The 18,405-nt window shown below is 48.4% G+C and carries 8 protein-coding genes and 1 riboswitch; of the genes, 7 read left to right on the top strand and 1 reads right to left on the bottom strand.

Annotated features, from left to right (window positions below; all coding sequences use genetic code 11):
- The 6 genes from opp4C to NO352_RS24885 all read left to right on the top strand — a co-directional run bounded on the left by opp4C (position 1) and on the right by NO352_RS24885 (position 13,652).
- Positions 1-927 carry an oligopeptide ABC transporter permease gene (opp4C, locus tag NO352_RS24865; protein WP_005543188.1) on the top strand — a complete coding sequence of 309 codons (927 nt, stop codon included), beginning with the start codon at positions 1-3 and terminating at the stop codon, positions 925-927.
- Positions 928-941: 14 nt separating this feature from the next.
- Positions 942-1,925 (top strand): ABC transporter ATP-binding protein, encoded by a 984-nt coding sequence (locus NO352_RS24870; protein WP_289357025.1) that lies wholly within the window; start codon positions 942-944, stop codon positions 1,923-1,925.
- A complete protein-coding gene (locus NO352_RS24875; RefSeq protein WP_005543186.1) occupies positions 1,918-2,883 on the top strand; it encodes an ABC transporter ATP-binding protein in 966 nt (321 codons plus the stop codon). The genes NO352_RS24870 and NO352_RS24875 overlap by 8 nt, the downstream gene beginning before the upstream one ends.
- A 234-nt stretch (positions 2,884-3,117) precedes the next feature.
- Positions 3,118-4,659: a glutamine-hydrolyzing GMP synthase gene (gene guaA, locus NO352_RS24880; protein ID WP_005543185.1), complete on the top strand. Its 1,542-nt coding sequence runs from the start codon at positions 3,118-3,120 to the stop codon at positions 4,657-4,659.
- A 520-nt stretch (positions 4,660-5,179) separates the two neighbouring features.
- Positions 5,180-5,527 carry a YrvL family regulatory protein gene (locus NO352_RS25235; protein WP_353961280.1) on the top strand — a complete coding sequence of 116 codons (348 nt, stop codon included), beginning with the start codon at positions 5,180-5,182 and terminating at the stop codon, positions 5,525-5,527.
- Positions 5,528-6,089: 562 nt separating this feature from the next.
- On the top strand, positions 6,090-13,652 hold the full coding sequence (locus NO352_RS24885; RefSeq protein ID WP_289357026.1) for a non-ribosomal peptide synthetase: 7,563 nt from the start codon (positions 6,090-6,092) through the stop codon (positions 13,650-13,652).
- A 223-nt stretch (positions 13,653-13,875) separates the two neighbouring features.
- Here NO352_RS24885 and NO352_RS24890 read toward each other — a convergent pair whose 3' ends face one another.
- Positions 13,876-16,284 carry a S8 family serine peptidase gene (locus tag NO352_RS24890; RefSeq protein ID WP_268622219.1) on the bottom strand — a complete coding sequence of 803 codons (2,409 nt, stop codon included), beginning with the start codon at positions 16,282-16,284 and terminating at the stop codon, positions 13,876-13,878.
- A 382-nt stretch (positions 16,285-16,666) separates the two neighbouring features.
- Positions 16,667-16,767, top strand: a riboswitch (purine riboswitch).
- 243 nt (positions 16,768-17,010) lie between these two features.
- Between NO352_RS24890 and NO352_RS24895 the strand changes: the two genes are divergently transcribed.
- On the top strand, positions 17,011-18,405 hold the full coding sequence (locus tag NO352_RS24895) for an NCS2 family permease (protein WP_289357027.1): 1,395 nt from the start codon (positions 17,011-17,013) through the stop codon (positions 18,403-18,405).

Genomic DNA, 18,405 nt, shown 5'->3' on the forward strand with positions numbered 1-18,405 from the left:
ATGTCATCCATTACCGGCGGAGTAACCAAGGTTCAGCGGACGGCGCCGGCAGCGGCTCGAACGTCGCTATGGCGTCAGGCATTTCAGAAGTTATTAAAAAACAAGCTGGCCGTATCCGGTTTAATATTTTTCATTTTTATGTTCTTGGCTTGCTTCATCGGGCCTTTATTCTCGCCATATGCGGACGGGAAGAGCAATCTTGCCATGATGAATAAGGCTCCATCGTTGAAGCATTGGCTTGGTACAGACGGGCTTGGACGAGATGTGCTGACACGGTTGCTGCAAGCCGGTCGCATATCCTTGACTGTAGGTTTTGCATCTATGGTGATCTCAGTATGTATCGGCTCGATTCTCGGCGCGGTCGCGGCTTATTATCGCGGCATTGTGGATCAAATTATTATGCGGCTTGCCGACTTGCTGTTAACGATTCCAGGCATGCCGATCCTGTTTATATTAGGGGCGATGCTGTCCGAGTGGAAAGTGCCGACGGAATATCGGATGTATCTCGTGATGTTCATGCTCAGCTTTATTGGCTGGCCTGGGTTGGCACGGCTCGTGCGCAGTCAGATGCTCAGTATTCGCGAGCGGGAATTTATGCAGGCGGCGATTGTACTCGGTCTTGATGACAAACGCAAGCTTTTCAATCATATGATTCCGAATATCGCGCCACTTATTATCGTTGTTGCTACTTTGAGCACTGGCGGTGCGATATTGAGTGAATCTGCGCTCAGCTTCTTCGGTCTTGGCGTTATGCCTCCTACCCCGACATGGGGGAATATGATTGAGGCGGCGAACAGCTTGATGGATTTCGAGAAGCGTCCATGGCTATGGATTCCGCCGGGCGTTGCGATCTTTTCTACAGTAATCGCGATTAATGTGTTTGGAGACGGTTTGCGGGACGTTCTTGATCCTAAACAGAAGAAGTAAGGGAATGACAGTTGATGAAAAATGTAATCGAAATTGATCATCTCAGTACTTATTTTTATACCGAGGCGGGAGCCGTTAAGGCGGTTAATGATGTTAGTCTGCGCATTCGCGAAGGGGAAACGGTTTGCATTGTCGGGGAATCGGGATGCGGAAAAAGTGTCACCGCCATGTCTATTATGGGACTTGTCGAGGGGCCGGCTGGCAAAGTGGTGAACGGCAATATCCAATTCGGCGGCAAGGATTTGCTCCATATTTCGCGGGAAGAGCTGCGTCAAATTCGCGGCAACGATATTGCGATGATTTTTCAGGAGCCGATGTCTTCGTTGAATCCAGTGCTTACGATCGGCAAGCAGATCATGGAGCCTTTAATGGTGCATTTGAAGCTGTCAAAGAGGGATGCGCGCGAGCGGGCGCGTGAACTGGTTGAGCTAGTTGGGATATCCCGGGCAGAGCAGATCCTAGACAGCTATCCGCATCAATTGAGCGGCGGGATGCTGCAGCGGATCATGATTGCGATCGCAATGTCCTGCAATCCGAAACTGCTCATTGCGGATGAGCCGACCACGGCACTCGACGTGACGATTCAGGCGCAAATTTTGGATATGCTGCGTCAGATCAAAGAAGACTCCAATATGTCCATTTTGCTTATAACTCATGATCTTGGTGTCGTTGCGGAGATTGCGGACTATGTTATCGTCATGTACTCCGGCAAGATCGTGGAAGAAGGTGAGGTCGTCGAGCTGTTCGAGAACCCGAAGCATCCTTACACACAAGGTCTTCTGCGTTCTAAGCCAGTTCTCGGTCAGCGTCAGGATGACTTGTATTCGATCCCAGGACAGGTGCCGAATCCATTGTCTTTAACGGAATCCTGCTATTTCCATGATCGCTGTGACCGCTGCATGTCTCTCTGCACAACGAAGCAGCCACTGCTGAAGGATATGACTTATCGACACAAGGTAGCTTGCTGGCTGTATGAGGAGGGAGTTCAACATGGCTGAAACATTGTTGGAAGTGAAGAATTTGAAGAAGTACTTCCCGATTACCTCAGGCCTGTTCAATCGCACCGTCGGCCATGTAAAGGCAGTTGATGATATCAGCTTCACAATTAAGCGCGGAGAAACGTTCGGTTTAGTAGGGGAGTCTGGCAGCGGCAAGAGTACGGTCGGCCGCACGATCATTCGCTTGTTGGAGAAAACGGAAGGCGAAGTGAAGTTCCAAGGCATTGACCTCTACAGCATGCCAGAGAAGGAACTGCGCAAGATAAGACCGAAGATGCAGCTTATTTTCCAGGATCCGTACAGCTCACTGAATCCTCGCGTTCGCGTAGGCGATGCAATCGGCGAGGCGCTGCTGAATCATGGAATGACGACGAAAGAGGAAGTTCGCGATCGAGTGCTGGAGGTCATGGAAGCATGCGGCTTGTCAGCGTATCAATATGATCGCTTCCCGCATGAATTCTCTGGCGGTCAGCGTCAGCGAATCGGAATTGCGAGAGCGCTCATTCTCGACCCGGATCTGATCATTGCGGATGAACCGGTATCTGCGCTCGATGTGTCCATCCAGGCACAAATTATTAATCTGTTCCGCAAGCTGCAAAAGACCCGCGGCTTAACTTATTTGTTCATTTCCCACGATCTGAGTGTGGTAGAGCATTTGTGCAATCGGATTGGGGTTATGTATTTGGGGACAATGATGGAAACGGCGTCGCGAGATGAGCTGTTCCGCAATCCATTGCACCCTTACACGAAGGCGTTGCTATCGGCAGTGCCGATTCCCATTCCGAAGCTGAAGCGCGAACGAATTGTGCTGCAAGGCGATATTCCAAATCCGGCGAAACCGCCGTCTGGCTGCAAGTTCCACACGCGCTGCCCATTCGCAACCGATATTTGCCGCGAGCAGATCCCGGTATTCCGGGATGTTGGCAATGATCATCAAGTCGCCTGCCACCTCGTCTGAACATATAACCATAAATACCCCGGCTGTCGGATTGCGACTTCGGGGCTTTTCTCATTTTGGTGAAAAGGATCCAATAACAACTTGAATACTTTCCTAATTGAAGAAAAATAATAACACTTTACCAAATATTTTTTATAAAATGGACGATGTACTCAATCTTAATCAGATTGCACATTGACTCTGGTTTTTCGATTTCGTTATAATAATGAACAATATGTATAGGGAGGCACGGCAATGACAAAGCAACATCATGAAATGATCGTTGTCCTCGATTTTGGCGGACAATACAACCAGCTCATCGCACGTCGTATTCGCGATATGGGCGTGTACAGTGAACTGGTTCCATACAACACTTCCATTGAACGTATTCAGGAGTTGAATCCGAAGGGGATCGTTTTCTCTGGCGGACCAGCGAGTGTATACGAAGAAAATTCACCATTGGTCGATCCGCGCATTTATGAATTGGGTCTTCCAATCATGGGAATTTGCTACGGCATGCAAATGATGTCGCACCAATTGAAGGGTAAGGTAGAACGTGCGGGCAAGCGTGAGTACGGTAAAGCTGATGTTGTATTCCAGCCGGACAGCGAATTGGCTCATGGCTTGGAAGCGAACCAAACCGTATGGATGAGCCATACAGACTTGGTTGTTGAACTTCCAGAAGGCTTCCGCGTTGATGCGGGTACGGAGCATGCGCCGATTGCGGCGATGAGCCATCCGGAAAAGCGCTTCTATGCGGTTCAATTCCACCCGGAAGTACGTCATTCCGTATACGGAAATGAAATGATCCGCAACTTCTTGTTCCGTGTCTGCGGATGCAAGGGCGATTGGACGATGGAAACATTCATTGAGGACAAGGTTCGCGAAATCCGCGAAACAGTCGGCGATCGTAAAGTATTGTGCGCACTTAGCGGCGGTGTGGATTCCTCCGTTGTAGCAGCGCTCATTCATAAAGCAATTGGTGATCAATTGACATGTATGTTCATCGATCACAACCTGCTGCGCAAAGGCGAAGCAGAAGGCGTAATGGAAACGTTCGTAGGCAAATTCGATATGCACGTGGTTAAAATCGATGCACGCGAGCGCTTCATGAGCAAGCTTGCAGGCGTATCCGATCCAGAGAAAAAGCGTAAAATCATCGGCAATGAGTTCATCTACTGCTTCGATGAGGAGTCCGCAAAGCTGGGCGATTTCGATTTCTTGGCACAAGGCACGTTGTATACCGATATCGTAGAGAGCGGAACAGATACGGCTCAAACGATCAAGTCCCACCACAATGTTGGCGGCTTGCCGGAAGACATGAAGTTCAAGCTGATTGAACCACTTAACACGTTGTTCAAGGACGAAGTTCGCAAAGTCGGCGAAGAGCTCGGCTTGCCGCGTGAAATCGTATGGCGCCAGCCGTTCCCAGGGCCAGGTCTTGCGATCCGCGTATTGGGCGAAGTTACAGAGGACAAGCTGACGATAGTTCGTGAATCCGATGCGATTTTGCGTGAGGAAATCGCGAAGGCTGGCTTGGACAATGAAATTTGGCAGTACTTCACGGCATTGCCGGACATGAAGAGTGTCGGCGTAATGGGCGACGCTCGTACGTATTCCTACACAGTGGGTATCCGTGCGGTAACATCCATCGACGGCATGACGGCTGACTGGGCACGTATTCCGTGGGATATTCTTGAGAAGATCTCCGTACGTATCGTCAACGAGGTTGAGAACGTGAACCGTATTGTGTACGATGTAACCTCGAAGCCACCGGCAACAATCGAGTGGGAGTAGATTGGGGAATTTAGTTGTTAAACGCCCTTGAACCCTTGATGCAAGGAGCTTCAACGATAGAGGCGTCGGAGTTCAAATAGGCATACAACAATAGAGTGCATATAAATACTCTCTTTTATTTGCGTTGTTAGCAAATAAAAGAGAGTATTTTTTATGACTAAAATTAAAGAACGGACAATGATTTTCAAGTTAACCCCCCAAATTTTGAACAGGTAAAGGCGAATTATTACCGATATAGCTAGAAAACAAGAATATTCTCGTCCTTTTCATGTTAGTTTCACCCCATAGTATTCATATATTTACACGCTATTCATAAAATGGTAAAATATAGATAGATTAATCAATGCGGTTTGAAGGGGGATTTTGGATGAAGTGGTTAACAAAATAATCGGAGAACTTATGAAAGGCACTAGATGTACTTTAGATATAAGAAACAAGCTAGAGAATTGATGGAGAAAATAATCCCTATTGCTATTGTAAGTCTAATGTTGTTATTTGCAGTGATTACATCAATCACTTTATTCTTTTTTTCAATGTCGGCATTTTTGAACTCTTAGGAATCGAATATGATTCATGGAAGTCAATACTCTTGTTTTATGGATTGTCACTGATTGCAGATGCTGTTGTTACAATTGTTCTCATGTATATTAAGATGAATTGCTCTAAAGTAGAGCGCAATTTTCGGAGACTGCATGAATTTATACTGCGAATTGTGCTTAACTTTACTGCTGTTTACACGATAGATGAATGTATGTCTTCGGTTCGGCTCTCTTTTATTGCCGAGGTAGTTTTCGCAATTATTATCTCTACAATTGATATCTCAATGACTGTAAACAAGAGGGATTCCGGTAATCCTAGAAGTGGATAAAAATTCGGACATTTTGATCCAATCTTCTCTTTGCAATTGTTTTCGTTGTGGTCATTAGACAGCAACTGATTTATAGGAAAAAGATAAATAGGCAAGCAGCTATAAGGGGAGTATCTTCATGTGCTCCTCTTAAACTTGTGTTTCTTTAAGTGAGGTAAGCTTGAGCATAAATGTCGGCGGCTCGTGCCTTTAAAGTATGGGCTTTCTATGTATTACTTTAGTTTTACTGGAGTGAAGCTGTGCATAACTCATATTTTGGATGGTGGATGCACATTTTGGATATGGATGTAAACTGTACAATTATGTCAAAAAAACAACATTTAGTATTGCATTACAAAGAATTAACACATTTCGACATGATTCTTAATAATTCCTTTATATAATTACAAAAGGTACCATCATTCGCCACGATTCGGCTGACAAGGTGCCAGCAAATTACAAGGGAAGGAAGTGATGCCTTCTATCGTGAACAGAGCGTCATTGATTATGAATTCAATAACTGTACTGTACGGATGTGAGGAAACAGAGTATGGAACACGTATAAAATCATATTCGGAAAGGGATGGTTTACTTGTCAAGTAAAACGTTTATCAAAACAGTTCCGTTGTCAAAGGGACAAATCCCGTTTTTATCACATGAATCGATGTATCCAAACAACACTTGCTACAATGAATCGTTTGCATGGCATATTTATTCGAAGCTGGATGCGACAACTGTACAAAATGCTTTTATTGAAATCGTAAAACGTCATGAATGTTACCGAACTGTCTTTATAATGGAAGAAGAGCCTGTGCAAAAAGTGTACAGCGAACCAGTTCTCGATTTCAAGTCGATCGCAGTAGGGGACTGGGGAGAGTCGGCAGTTAACCAGTACCTGTTGGCAGAGTCTCAGGAGAGTTTTGACCTGAGCAACGGGCCATTGTTTAAAGTCAGATTGCTGTGTTTGAGCGAGGAACATTATGTGCTGTACATCGTGCTCCATCATATTGTTTTTGATGGCTGGTCTTTATCTCTGACATTAGATGAGTTTGGTTTATTGTATAAACGTTTATATAACGGAGATCTGGAAGAGAATACCCAACTGCAATGCGTGGAGTACTCGTATTCGGATTTTGTCAGTTGGCAGGAAAGGCTGTTACAGAGCGAAGCAGGGCAAACATCAGCACAGTTCTGGAAAGATAAACTATCAGGCGAACTTCCTGTGCTGGAACTGCCCGCTGATAAGAAGCGTCCGCCTGTTCCTGCTTTTGCCGGAGGACTGGCGCCTTTTGCCTTGCAGGTGAAAACGAGCGAGAAGCTGTCTGCATTTTGCAACAAAGAAGACATGTCTTTGAATCGCGTGTTATTAGCGCTCTACTTTGCTTTTTTACATCGGTTATCGGGGCAAACCGAAATTATCGTTGGAACGCCCAGATACGGAAGAAAGAATCGAGATTTCCATCATTCTTGCGGTTACTTTGTGAATTTACTTCCGATTCGGATGCGTTTTAGTGATAATTGCTCTTTTAAACAATTGCTTCTGCAAGTACAGGAAGAAATAACGGATTGCACCAAACATCAGGATTATCCTTTCTCGCTTATGGTTAAAGAACACGGTCTTCAGCGTGATATGAGTATTCCAGCGGTTTTCCAAGCAGGGTTTGTATTGCAAAAAGCTTGCAAGCAAGATGCGGCTATTTTTCTGGGCAATGCTACAAATGTTTTTGATTTGCACGGGTTAAAGCTCGCTCCGTTTCCTTTGGAAAAGAAGGTTTCCAAATTCGATCTGACTTTATTTGTCGAACAAGAAAGTAATGGATCAATTGTGGCGAATTTTGAATATAATAATGATATTTTCCATGAAGATTCAATTCAAAGATGGATTCGTCATTTTGATCATTTTATTCATACGGTTCTGGATAATGTTGAAGAAAGCTTGGCTAACATTCGACTTTTATCTCAGGATGAAGAGCAGCAGCAACTGGTGGAATGGAACCGGACGGAGACGGCGTATCCACGAAATCAGGTGATTCAGGAGCTGTTTGAGGAGCAGGTGGCGGCACGGCCGGAGGCGGTGGCGGTCGTTGACGAAGACCGCCAGCTGACGTATGGGGAACTGAATACGCAAGCGAATCGATTGGCGCACTGTTTGAAAAAGAAAGGCGTGAAGCCGGAGACGCTGGTTGGAATCTGCATGGATCGTTCGGCGGACCTGATCGTCGGGATCATGGGGATATTGAAAGCCGGGGGCGCGTATGTGCCGATGGATCCGTCATATCCGCAGCAGCGCTTGACTTACATGGCCCACGATGCGGGGATTGAGTTGATGGTGACCCTGAACGAGGGAAGCGGATGGGTGCCGGAGACTATTACGCGCATCTGTTTGGACAGCGCTGCCGATCAGGAGATGCTATCGCAGGAGAGCGATTGGAATCCGCCGGTCATGACGACACCACAAAACGCAGCTTACGTCATGTATACGTCAGGATCTACCGGAAACCCGAAAGGCGTGGTTGTGGAGCAGCGCAACGTGGTTCGTCTAGTGAAACAAGCGGGCTACATCCCTTTCAGCGCCGAAGATAGAATGGCTCAAACCGGTGCGATCGGGTTCGATGCCAGCACGTTTGAAGTGTTCGGCGCGCTGCTAAACGGAGGATCGCTGTATCCTATACCAAGGGAAACGTTGCTGGATGCGCCTGCGCTGGCAGTATTTGTACATCGTCATCAGTTGACGACGATGTGGTTGACTTCTCCATTGTTCAACCAACTCGTTCAAAAGGACGCTGCCATGTTCGCGGGTCTTCAGCATCTCATCATCGGCGGGGATGCGTTGTCGCCAGTTCATGTCAATCAGGTGCTGCGTTCTTCTCCAGAATTATCGCTATGGAACGGGTACGGTCCGACCGAGAATACGACGTTCTCAACGTGTTTCTTGATTGACCGTGCGTATGAGGAACACATACCTATCGGTAAACCGATAGGCAACTCGACGGCGTATGTGGTCAATAAGCAAAATCACTTAAATCCTGTCGGCGTGCCGGGGGAGCTTTGTTTGGGCGGAGACGGCGTGGCGCGCGGGTATTTGAACCAGCCTGACATGACAGCAGACAAATTCGTGTCCAATCCGTTCGTTGCGGGAGAACGCATGTACCGGACAGGGGATTGGGTAAAGTGGATGCCCGATGGGAATCTGGTTTATTTAGGGCGGATGGACAAACAGGTGAAAATCAGAGGATTCCGGATCGAAGTCGGCGAGATTGAGGCGATGCTCAGCCAGCATCCGACTTTGCGACAGGCGTCCGTCGTCGTGCGGGAAGACAAGCCCGGGGAAAAGCAACTGGCTGCGTATCTGGTCGGAGAAGGCAGCGCGCAGGAATGGCGGGCATACCTGAGCGAGCGATTGCCAAGCTATATGGTTCCGACGTATTTTGTGCAGATGGACAGTTTACCGCTAACGCCGAACGGGAAAATCGATACGAGGGCACTGCCGATTCCGACAGTGTCGTCGCAAGAGGGCTATGCGGCTCCGCAAACGCCGGCGGAGGAACTTGTTGCGGCGGTATGGAGCCAACTGCTTGGCGTGGAGCGGATCGGCATCTATGATTCCTTCTTTGACTTGGGAGGCCACTCGCTGCTGGCAACACAAGCGGTATCGCGTCTGCGCGAGGTGTTCGGCATGGAGGTGGCGGTGCGCGACCTGTTCCAACACCCGACGATTGAAAGCTTGTCCCGCCGATTAACGCTGCTAGCTCAAGGGGGAGAAGGGAAGAAGCGTCCGCCGATTCAAGCGGTGGAACGAGGCGCGCATATGCCGGCATCGTATGCCCAGCAGCGGCTCTGGTTCCTCGATCAACTGGAACCGAACAGTCCGCTGTACAATATTCCATGCGCATGGCGGCTGCAGGGAGCCTGGAAGCTGGACGCGTTGGAACAGGCCTACGATGCGCTGATCCAGCGTCATGAAGCGCTGCGCACCGTCATTGGCGAGGCGAACGGCGAGCCGGTGCAGATCATTCGCGAGCACCAGCCTGAGCGTCTGCCTGTGACGGATCTTCGCCATCTGGCAAGCGAGGACAGGGAGCGCGAGATGAAGTCGCTCATGCAAGCGGAGGCAGACAAGCCGTTCCAACTGGCCGAGGGACCGTTGATCCGGTCGCAGGTCATCGCGATGGGAGAGAACGATTGGGTGCTGATGTGCACGCTGCACCATATCATCTTTGACGGATGGTCGCTGGACATTTTCGTCCGGGAATGGCTCGCGCTGTATGAGGCGTTTGCGGGAGGGCAGCCAGCGGCATTGGCGCCGCTATCCTTGCAATATGCCGACTATGCGCATTGGCAGCGGAACTGGATGAGCGAAGACGTGATGAACCGTCAGTTGGCGTATTGGGAGGAAGAACTGGGCGGGGAACTGCCTGTGCTGCAACTGCCGACAGATCGTCCGCGTCCGGCGCAGCAAGGCTACCGGGGAGAGCGGTATGAAGTGGAGCTTCCGGCCGCTTTGCTCGTCAAGCTCAAAGCACTCAGTCGTCAAGAGGGAGCGACATTATTCATGACGCTGCTTGCCGCCTACCAAGGTTTCCTCTCCCGCTATACGGGACAGACGGATATCGCCGTCGGCAGTCCGATTGCGAACCGGCATTACGAGGAAACCGAGGGGATGATCGGATTTTTTGTCAACACCCTTGTGTACCGTGCGGATGTGTCGGCCAATCCGAGCTTCCGGGAGTTGGTGTCGCAAGTGCGCGGGAAAGCATGGAAAGCGCAGGAGCATCAGGACATCCCGTTTGAGAAGATCGTGGCGGCGCTGCAGCCGGAGCGGTCGGCGAGCTATGCGCCATTGTTTCAGACGATGTTTACACTGCAAAGCCGTCCGAGCGAGCTGCCGATGGACTCGGAACGCCGGATGGACACGATAAGCAGCTTTATGTCGGTCGCGAAGTTCGACTTGACGGTAGGCGTGCAAGAAGCCGAAGAGGGGATGCGCGTCAGCTTCGAATACAGCACGGACTTGTTCGACGCGTCAACAATCGAGCGGATGGCGGCACACTTCGAGCGATGGCTGCATGAAGTGGCGGAGCATCCGGAGCGATCAATAGGCCAGATGCCGTTGATTAGTGAAGCAGAAACGAAGCAGCAACTGGAGATATGGAACCGGACGGAGACGGCGTATCCCCGGGATTTGGTGATTCAGGAGCTGTTCGAGGAGCAGGCGGCGGCACGGCCGGAAGCGGTGGCAGTCGTTGACGAAGACCGCCATCTGACGTACGGGGAACTGAATGCGCGGGCAAACCAACTGGCGCACTGCTTGCGAAAGAAAGGCGTGAAGCCGGAGACGCTGGTTGGGATCTGCATGGAGCGCTCGGCGGACCTGATCATCGGGATCATGGGAATATTGAAAGCCGGTGGCGCGTATGTGCCGATGGATCCGTCGTATCCGCAGCAGCGCTTGACTTACATGGTGCACGATGCGGGAATTGAGCTTCTGGTGACTCAGAGCGAGGCAAGCGGATGGGTGCCGGAGTCTGTCACGCGCATCTGTCTGGACAGCGCTGCCGATCAGGAGATGCTGTCGCAGGAGAGCGATCAGAATCCGCCGATCGCCACGACGCCGCACAACATGGCCTATCTGATTTACACATCAGGAACGACTGGAAATCCGAAAGGGGTCATGGTCGAACATCACACACTGATCAATATGGTGTTCTGGCACCAGCAATTTTTCCAAGTTACGGAGCAAGATCGTGCGAGTCAAATAGCAAGCATCGCATTTGATGCCGCAGTGGCAGAAATATGGCCTTATTTGAGCAAAGGCGCCAGTTTGCATGTGTGCAAGGAAAGCGTAAGAACGGATCCTGTAGCGTTGCAGGATTGGATCGTTGACCAGCAAATTACGATCGGTTTTATGCCAACGCCGATGGCCGAAATCATGATTCATCTGCACTGGCCGCCGCATACATCGTTGCGCTGTTTGCTGACGGCAGGAGATTTGCTGCGGCAGTCTCCGCCAGCTTCATTGCCTTTTGCACTCATCAACAACTACGGTCCTACAGAGTGTACAGTCGTGGCTACAGCAGCAGAGGTCAGCCCCTTGCAGGAGGGCATACCGCCGATTGGAGGGCCCATAGCGAATACGAAGTTATACGTGTTGGATTCACATCAACAACCTGTACCAATCGGTGTCGCCGGGGAACTGTACATTGGCGGGGCAGGGGTCGCCCGCGGATACTTGAATCGTCCAGAGCTGACAGAGGAGCGATTCCTTCCGGATCCTTTCAGCGGTGAGTCTGGAGCGAGAATGTACAGAACGGGAGATGCTGTAAAGTATATGCCGGACGGCAACCTGATCTATGTAAGCAGGATCGACGATCAGGTGAAAATCAGAGGATTCCGAATTGAGCTCGGAGAGATTGAAACGGTGCTAAGTCAGTTGCCGGCAATCAAGCAAGCTGTCGTTATCGTGCGGGAAGACAGGCCGGGGGAAAAGCAACTGGCGGCGTATCTGGTCGGAGAAGGCAGCGCGCAGGAATGGCGGACATACTTGAGCGAGCGATTGCCAAGCTATATGGTGCCGACGTATTTTGTGCAACTGGACAGTTTGCCGTTAACGCCGAACGGGAAAATCGATACGAAATCTCTCCCGAAAATGGACAGTGTACTACAAACTCCTGCAAGTTATATCGCGCCTCGTCATGAAACAGAGAGAAAACTTGTACAGATTTGGTCAAGCGTGTTAGGGATGAAGGAAACTTCAATTGGCATCCACGATTCCTTCTTTGACTTAGGCGGGCACTCCATGAAGATTATGGAGGCATTGGCAAAAGGGCTGACAGAAGGATGGCATGTAACGGTTAAGGATTACTACGATCTGCAAACCATACAAAAAATCGCGCAAAAGATTAACCATGGTTCCAAAGATTACTTGCATTCCGATACATCCAGGCTGCAATTTCTCAAGCCTCCGAAGAAAGACATCGCTCATGCAAATTACGACCCTATCGGTGATGTATTGCTTACAGGGGTCACGGGTTACCTGGGTATACATCTACTAGCGGAGCTGCTGGATGGAACCAATAGCAGGGTATACTGTTTGATTCGGGGAAGTGACCCACGGAATCGGTTGTTGGAACAGCTTGCCTTTTACTTTCATGACAAGTTTGAGAAGTATAAAGTTATGCTAAGCAGCCGGGTTGTTATCGTAAAGGGAGATTTGTCCGAGAAACAATTCGGCCTAAGCGATGCTGAATATGCTCAACTTGACAGTACGATCAGTAGTGTCATCCATTCTGCCGCGTTGACCAAACACTTCGGTAATTACGCTGATTTTGAAAAAGCGAATGTGACAACGCTGGAAGAGCTTATATCGTTCGTAGGGCGTAATAAAAGACTGCACTATATGTCCACGATGAGCGTGTCGGGTCATGTTTCATTTGGGAAGGAGCAGCATGTATTTACCGAAAACGATTTTTACGTACAACAAAATTATGAGGATAATGTGTATGTGAAAAGTAAATTTTGGGCGGAACATGCACTATTCCAAGCGATCTCGAATGGGGTGGACGCTGCCATTTACCGGGTGGGCAATCTGACCAACAGGCACAGTGATGGGCAACATCAACATAATATCGCGGACAATGCATTTATGAGCCGCTTCAAATTTATGGTGCAATATGGGGTTGCCTCAAACCAATTCATATCAAATGAAATAGAGTTTACTCCTGTTGATGCGTGCAGCAGAGCCATCGTTGCCTTAATAAAGGCAGATGCAAGCGCTGGGGAAAACTACGTCTTCCATTTGTACAATCATCATAAAGTTGGACTCGGCGAAGTCGTGCAATTGCTACGCAAGTCGGGTCATGCGATTGCTATGTTGGATGATGCGGCGTTCCAGGATCTTATGCTTCGATTATCCAAGGATGATAAGTACATTCATGACATTCAAATGTTAATGGCAGCAGGAGAACAGCTTGAAGGCGATTATACCATTGTCAAGCATGATTCGTTACAAACACAGATGGTCTTAAGCAAGGCCGGCTTTTATTGGCCGCAAATTGATGCACTGTATGTACAAAAAATCGTGAACTACTTGCAAAATTCCGGATACTTACCAGTGAATGAGATGAGAAGCTTGATCCAGCACGTGTAGAGCTATGGCCGTCAGACAGCAATTGATTTACAGGAAAAAGATGAAAAAAGTTAATTAGAATCGACTGAGGAGAAGATAGTAAATGCTATACCGCGTTTAACCGCGGTATAGCCTTTTTGCGTTACGGTATTGAAATTGGGTAACCTTCTCGTTAGTGGTGAACGAGATGTAGGAAGAAGTAGTTAAACGAATTTCATTATGGTGGTTAGTCCGAAGGGGCTACCTATTGCTGTACAGGTGACCAGAGTGCTGGTACGCTCGAAGGTTCCCAGCCGTTCAAAGCTGTATGCGGTTGCACACACTTATAGATTGCACCATTATACGAGACAAGATCGCCTATCTTGTACGGTTTGCCTACCTGCCATGGCTCTTTATCCCCCTCAGGTTTTGGGAGATTAACCGTTGCGGATTGACTATGAGGCGAGGCGTTGCCTTTTCCGTCGATGATCTTGACTGTAAAGGTATACGTTTTGCCTGGACTAAGATCTTTTACCGTATAATTGGTTTGACTGCTGGTTCCGATTTTTTGCTGTTGTTGATAGATTTCGTACGTAAGACCTTGAATTCCTGTGTTCGGATCGATCCAATTCAGGTTCGCTGAATCATACGTGACTGCTGTTACAGCGAGCTGCTCAGGTGCCTTCAGTACAATTGGTTCTGGTTGTTCAGGGCCTTGGCCAAGAATAGTAGAACGATTGCCCGATACTACTAATGCAAATGGCTGAGGGCCTTGCGGCACATTGTATCCTTTGACGGTAACTGTATATTCGCCTGTAGTTGGAGTTGAAAGATATACATTTTCCACGTTGTTAATGTGGTCGTAATTGGCACAGCTTGTGCTACCTGTATTTTGTACGAAGCAGTTGCCTTTGTAGAGTTCGCCAGTTGGGGCTTTTACTTCAAGATCGAGGTCATTAACCAATTGCTTGCCAGCTTGAACGGCGCCTTGGTAATCGCTCCAGACAAGAGATATCTTGAGAGGTTTGCCGGCTTCGGCCTTGACGCGGTAGGAGATAGAATCGTTTGTTTTGATACCTGCGGTGTTGTCGATGAAGCTATTGGTTCTTCCGTCAGTAGGGGTGAGTGAATTCACGAGGTTAACGCGTCCCCATCCTGTCTCTCTGCTCATCCACCCATATCCTACATCTTCAGCTCCGTTAATGAGCGTAGCTTTGATGAGCGCAGAGGAAGGCGTTACATGCTTGTTCTCGGTATAAAATTGACGAACGATGGCTGCCGACCCTGCAACAGCTGGTGTGGCCATGGAGGTGCCGGTCATGTTGGTGTAGTACTGATTTGGATTTGCAGGTCTAGTTGAAGCTGAGGAACGAACGGAAATAATTGAGGTACCTGTAACAACGAGGTCAGGCTTGACTCTTCCATCTACTGCATATCCTCTGCTGGAGCTTGGGGCAATTTGATTCGGATTTGTTTTTTGAAGATTACCAACCGTGATGGTGTTTTTGGCATTGCCAGGTGAAGAAATGGTGTTGTTCCCGCTGCCATCGTTCCCTGCGGCGAACAATACGGTGAAGTCTTTATTCTTGAATGTATATTCATCAGCACGAGCAGAGTTGGAATTGTAGGAGTAGTTGAAGCGTGCGCCCCAGGAGTTTGTATGGATGAACGTGCCTTGCTGCTTCGCAGAGCCGAACAAGTCGCGCAGGTCGCCTGGGCAGATAGAAGTACCGCCGCAGCCGATTGTTTGGAAGAACAGTTTGGCGCCATAGGCAACGCCTTTATATTTCCCATTGGACATTGCTCCTGTGCCGAGCACGGTACCGGCTACATGAGTGCCATGACCAATTGTATCCTCCCATGTTCCTTCGGGGTTAGGAACAGGTGTCTTATGCAGCTGACCTTCAAAATCCTTATGGAGTGTGTTTAGATTACCGGAATCCAAGCCGCTGTCGGCTACGGTAACCACTTGACCTTTTCCAGTCAATCCCTTGCTCCATACGCCATTCGACGTAGCAGCCCCAACTTGATTAGTAACGAAGTCGTTGAAAATCTCATCGACGGGCTTAGATTCGACGAAGGTGACATCCGGCTGATTAAGAACAAGCGGGAGTGTTTCACTGCTTATTACAGCTTCGATATAGCCTTCTTGCACATCGGTAACAGGGATGGCTTGCTGCTGAAGTGATTGGGCAACATCTGCCTCACTGCCCTTGAATACCGAGATGACATAGTTGCTTGGTGCAGTGTTTTCTGATGTGGAGAGGTTGCCGTTCTTCCATTCCGGCTGAAAGAGGGTGACTCTGTAAATCTGATCATTTGCGGCGAGGGTGCCGGCTTGTTGCGGGTTCATGCGTACGAGATAAGCATAGTCAGGGAGATAGTCTCCGAGTTCCGCTCCAGCCTGTTGCAGGAGCTGTTTGGAGGAATCTGTGATGACGTCGTTGAATTGAACAACGTACAATTGGCGTTGTGTGCTTTCTTCATCAAGCTGCAGTCCGTAGTTTTCATTTTCATTCTGGAGATTGACGGTGCCTGTTCGCAAGTAGAGAAGCTTCTCGGTTGAGTTGTTCGCGGGGGCCTCATAGGCTGACACCGCTGGTGACATCAGGCTGATTGCCATGGCAATCGACATGATCATTGAAAGCACTTTTTTGTTGTTTTTGTTCGCCAAATGCTATTCCTCCTCGGTATAAAAGGTATAGTCTAGTCTGACAAAGCTGGTTTTTAACGAATAACCTCACCTCCAAAATGCTAGATGTACACTTTACCCAAATTACCATTTGTATAAAGCAATCATAATAGTTTCAGAACTGGGTAAAAATGTATGAACCCATTTTATAAAAATTAATGAATTAATTCAATAGTTTTACTGTGATTTCCAGAAATTTTTTTTTGATTCTAGTATGTTTGGAATCATACAATTTCAATTTCAATATAGGGGGAAAATGATTCATTTATATCTAAAAACACGAACGAGTATTGATAAATATTATTAAATGTTCGGAAATAGAGTTGACAGTGAGGCAGGGTGACGATACAATGTGAGTAGATAATCTAATAACGCAATACTTTTTCGTATAATCTCGGGAATTGGCCTGAGAGTCTCTACGAGATCACCGTAAATGATCTGGCTACGAAGAGGAATGGCTTTCCGGATGAATCGATATCAGATTTGTCTTGTACGCTCTGCTGTCCATAATCTGTGTGCAATGACAGGATGGGAACTTGCTATGCATCCATATAGCGGGCAGTGCGAGTAGGAAATGCCTTACTTTTCGACGCCAGAACTCGGGAGCACAATCTGAGTTCTTTTTTTGTGCTCATACAGGTTGCTAGGGGAAACAGAAGCAGCAGTAAACACACATTCATGGAATGTCATGGGGAGGATGTTACACACATGGAGCGCTTCTTCAAAGTTAAGGAGAACGGTTCGACAATCAGTACGGAGATTATGGCAGGGATTACGACCTTTATGGCGATGGCGTACATTTTGGCCGTTAACCCGAACATTCTAACGGCTTTCGGCAAGACCGGCATGGAATGGTATCCCGTATTTCTTGCAACAGCTATTGCAGGCGGTATTTTCACCATTGCGATGGGGATCTTCGTTAACTTCCCGGTTGCCTTGGCACCAGGGATGGGGCTGAATGCTTACTTTGCAACTGTAGTCGTATCGACTGCCGGCTCGGAACATCCGATCACATGGCAAATGGCTTTGACGGCTGTATTTATTTCCGGGATTATCTTCTTCCTGCTTACGATTACACATGTACGTCAAATGCTGCTTGAAGCAGTTCCTGATGCACTGAAGCATGCGATTACTGTCGGCATCGGGTTGTTCATTACGATTGTCGGCTTGAAAAATAGCGGGCTGTTGTCCGTGGCCGTTGAGACCGTGAATGATATTCCTAAGGGTACATTCACACCGCTTCTAGGATTTGAAACAGTATTCGGCTTAGGCAGCTTCTCCAATCCTGATGTGCTGCTTACGATTATCGGTTTGGCACTTATTTCAGTTTTAATGATTTTGAACGTACGCGGCGCGATTTTGTTCGGCATCTTGGGAACAACAGTCGTTGCTATCTTGATGGGGCGCGTTGATTTCAACTCGCTGAATGGTGCAAGATGGGTTCCTGATTTGACTCAATTGAGCTTCTTCGAGTTCGATTTCGCTGGCATCATGGGCGTGGGTATCGTATCTATCATCCTGACGTTCACATTCGTTGAACTGTTCGATACATTTGGAACATTGGTTGGTACAGCCAACCGTGCTGGATTCATGAAAAATCGTGAAGAAGGCAACAAGCGTGTAGGGAAAGCGATGTTCGTCGACTCTGTTGCGGTAGCGGGCGGAGCGGCACTTGGCACAAGCACCGTGACTGCATTCGTAGAAAGCTCCGCGGGTGTAGCCGAAGGCGGACGCACAGGACTTACGTCAGTAACGACAGGGATTTGCTTCTTGTTGTCCTTGTTCTTGGCTCCGGCAGTTGCTTTGATTCCAGGCCCTGCAACAGCAGCAGCCCTTATCGTCGTTGGTGTATTGATGATGCAAGCCGTTACGGAAATCAATTTCAAAGACTTGGTGATTGGGATTCCGGCATTTATGACGATTGCGTTCATGCCGTTCACGTACAGCATTGCGAACGGTATTTCCTTCGGCATTCTTGGTTATGTCCTGCTGGCGTTCGTAGCGAACGTATTCGGCAAAGGTGAAAAATATAAGATTCACTGGCTTATGTGGGTTCTGTTCGTACTGGTTATTGTCCGCTATGTAGCAATGGGCGGGCACTAG

Origin of the sequence: Paenibacillus sp. S-12, from assembly GCF_030363895.1 — a bacterium.
In the GTDB taxonomy this organism is placed as follows: Bacteria; Bacillota; Bacilli; order Paenibacillales; family Paenibacillaceae; genus Paenibacillus_B; species Paenibacillus_B alvei.

Coding starts and splice junctions, on each gene's coding strand:
- opp4C (WP_005543188.1), top strand. CDS start 1: ATGTCATCCATTACCGGCGGAGTAACCAAGGTTCAGCGGACGGCGCCG.
- NO352_RS24895 (WP_289357027.1), top strand. CDS start 17,011: ATGGAGCGCTTCTTCAAAGTTAAGGAGAACGGTTCGACAATCAGTACG.
- NO352_RS24885 (WP_289357026.1), top strand. CDS start 6,090: ATGGTTTACTTGTCAAGTAAAACGTTTATCAAAACAGTTCCGTTGTCA.
- guaA (WP_005543185.1), top strand. CDS start 3,118: ATGACAAAGCAACATCATGAAATGATCGTTGTCCTCGATTTTGGCGGA.
- NO352_RS24870 (WP_289357025.1), top strand. CDS start 942: ATGAAAAATGTAATCGAAATTGATCATCTCAGTACTTATTTTTATACC.
- NO352_RS24875 (WP_005543186.1), top strand. CDS start 1,918: ATGGCTGAAACATTGTTGGAAGTGAAGAATTTGAAGAAGTACTTCCCG.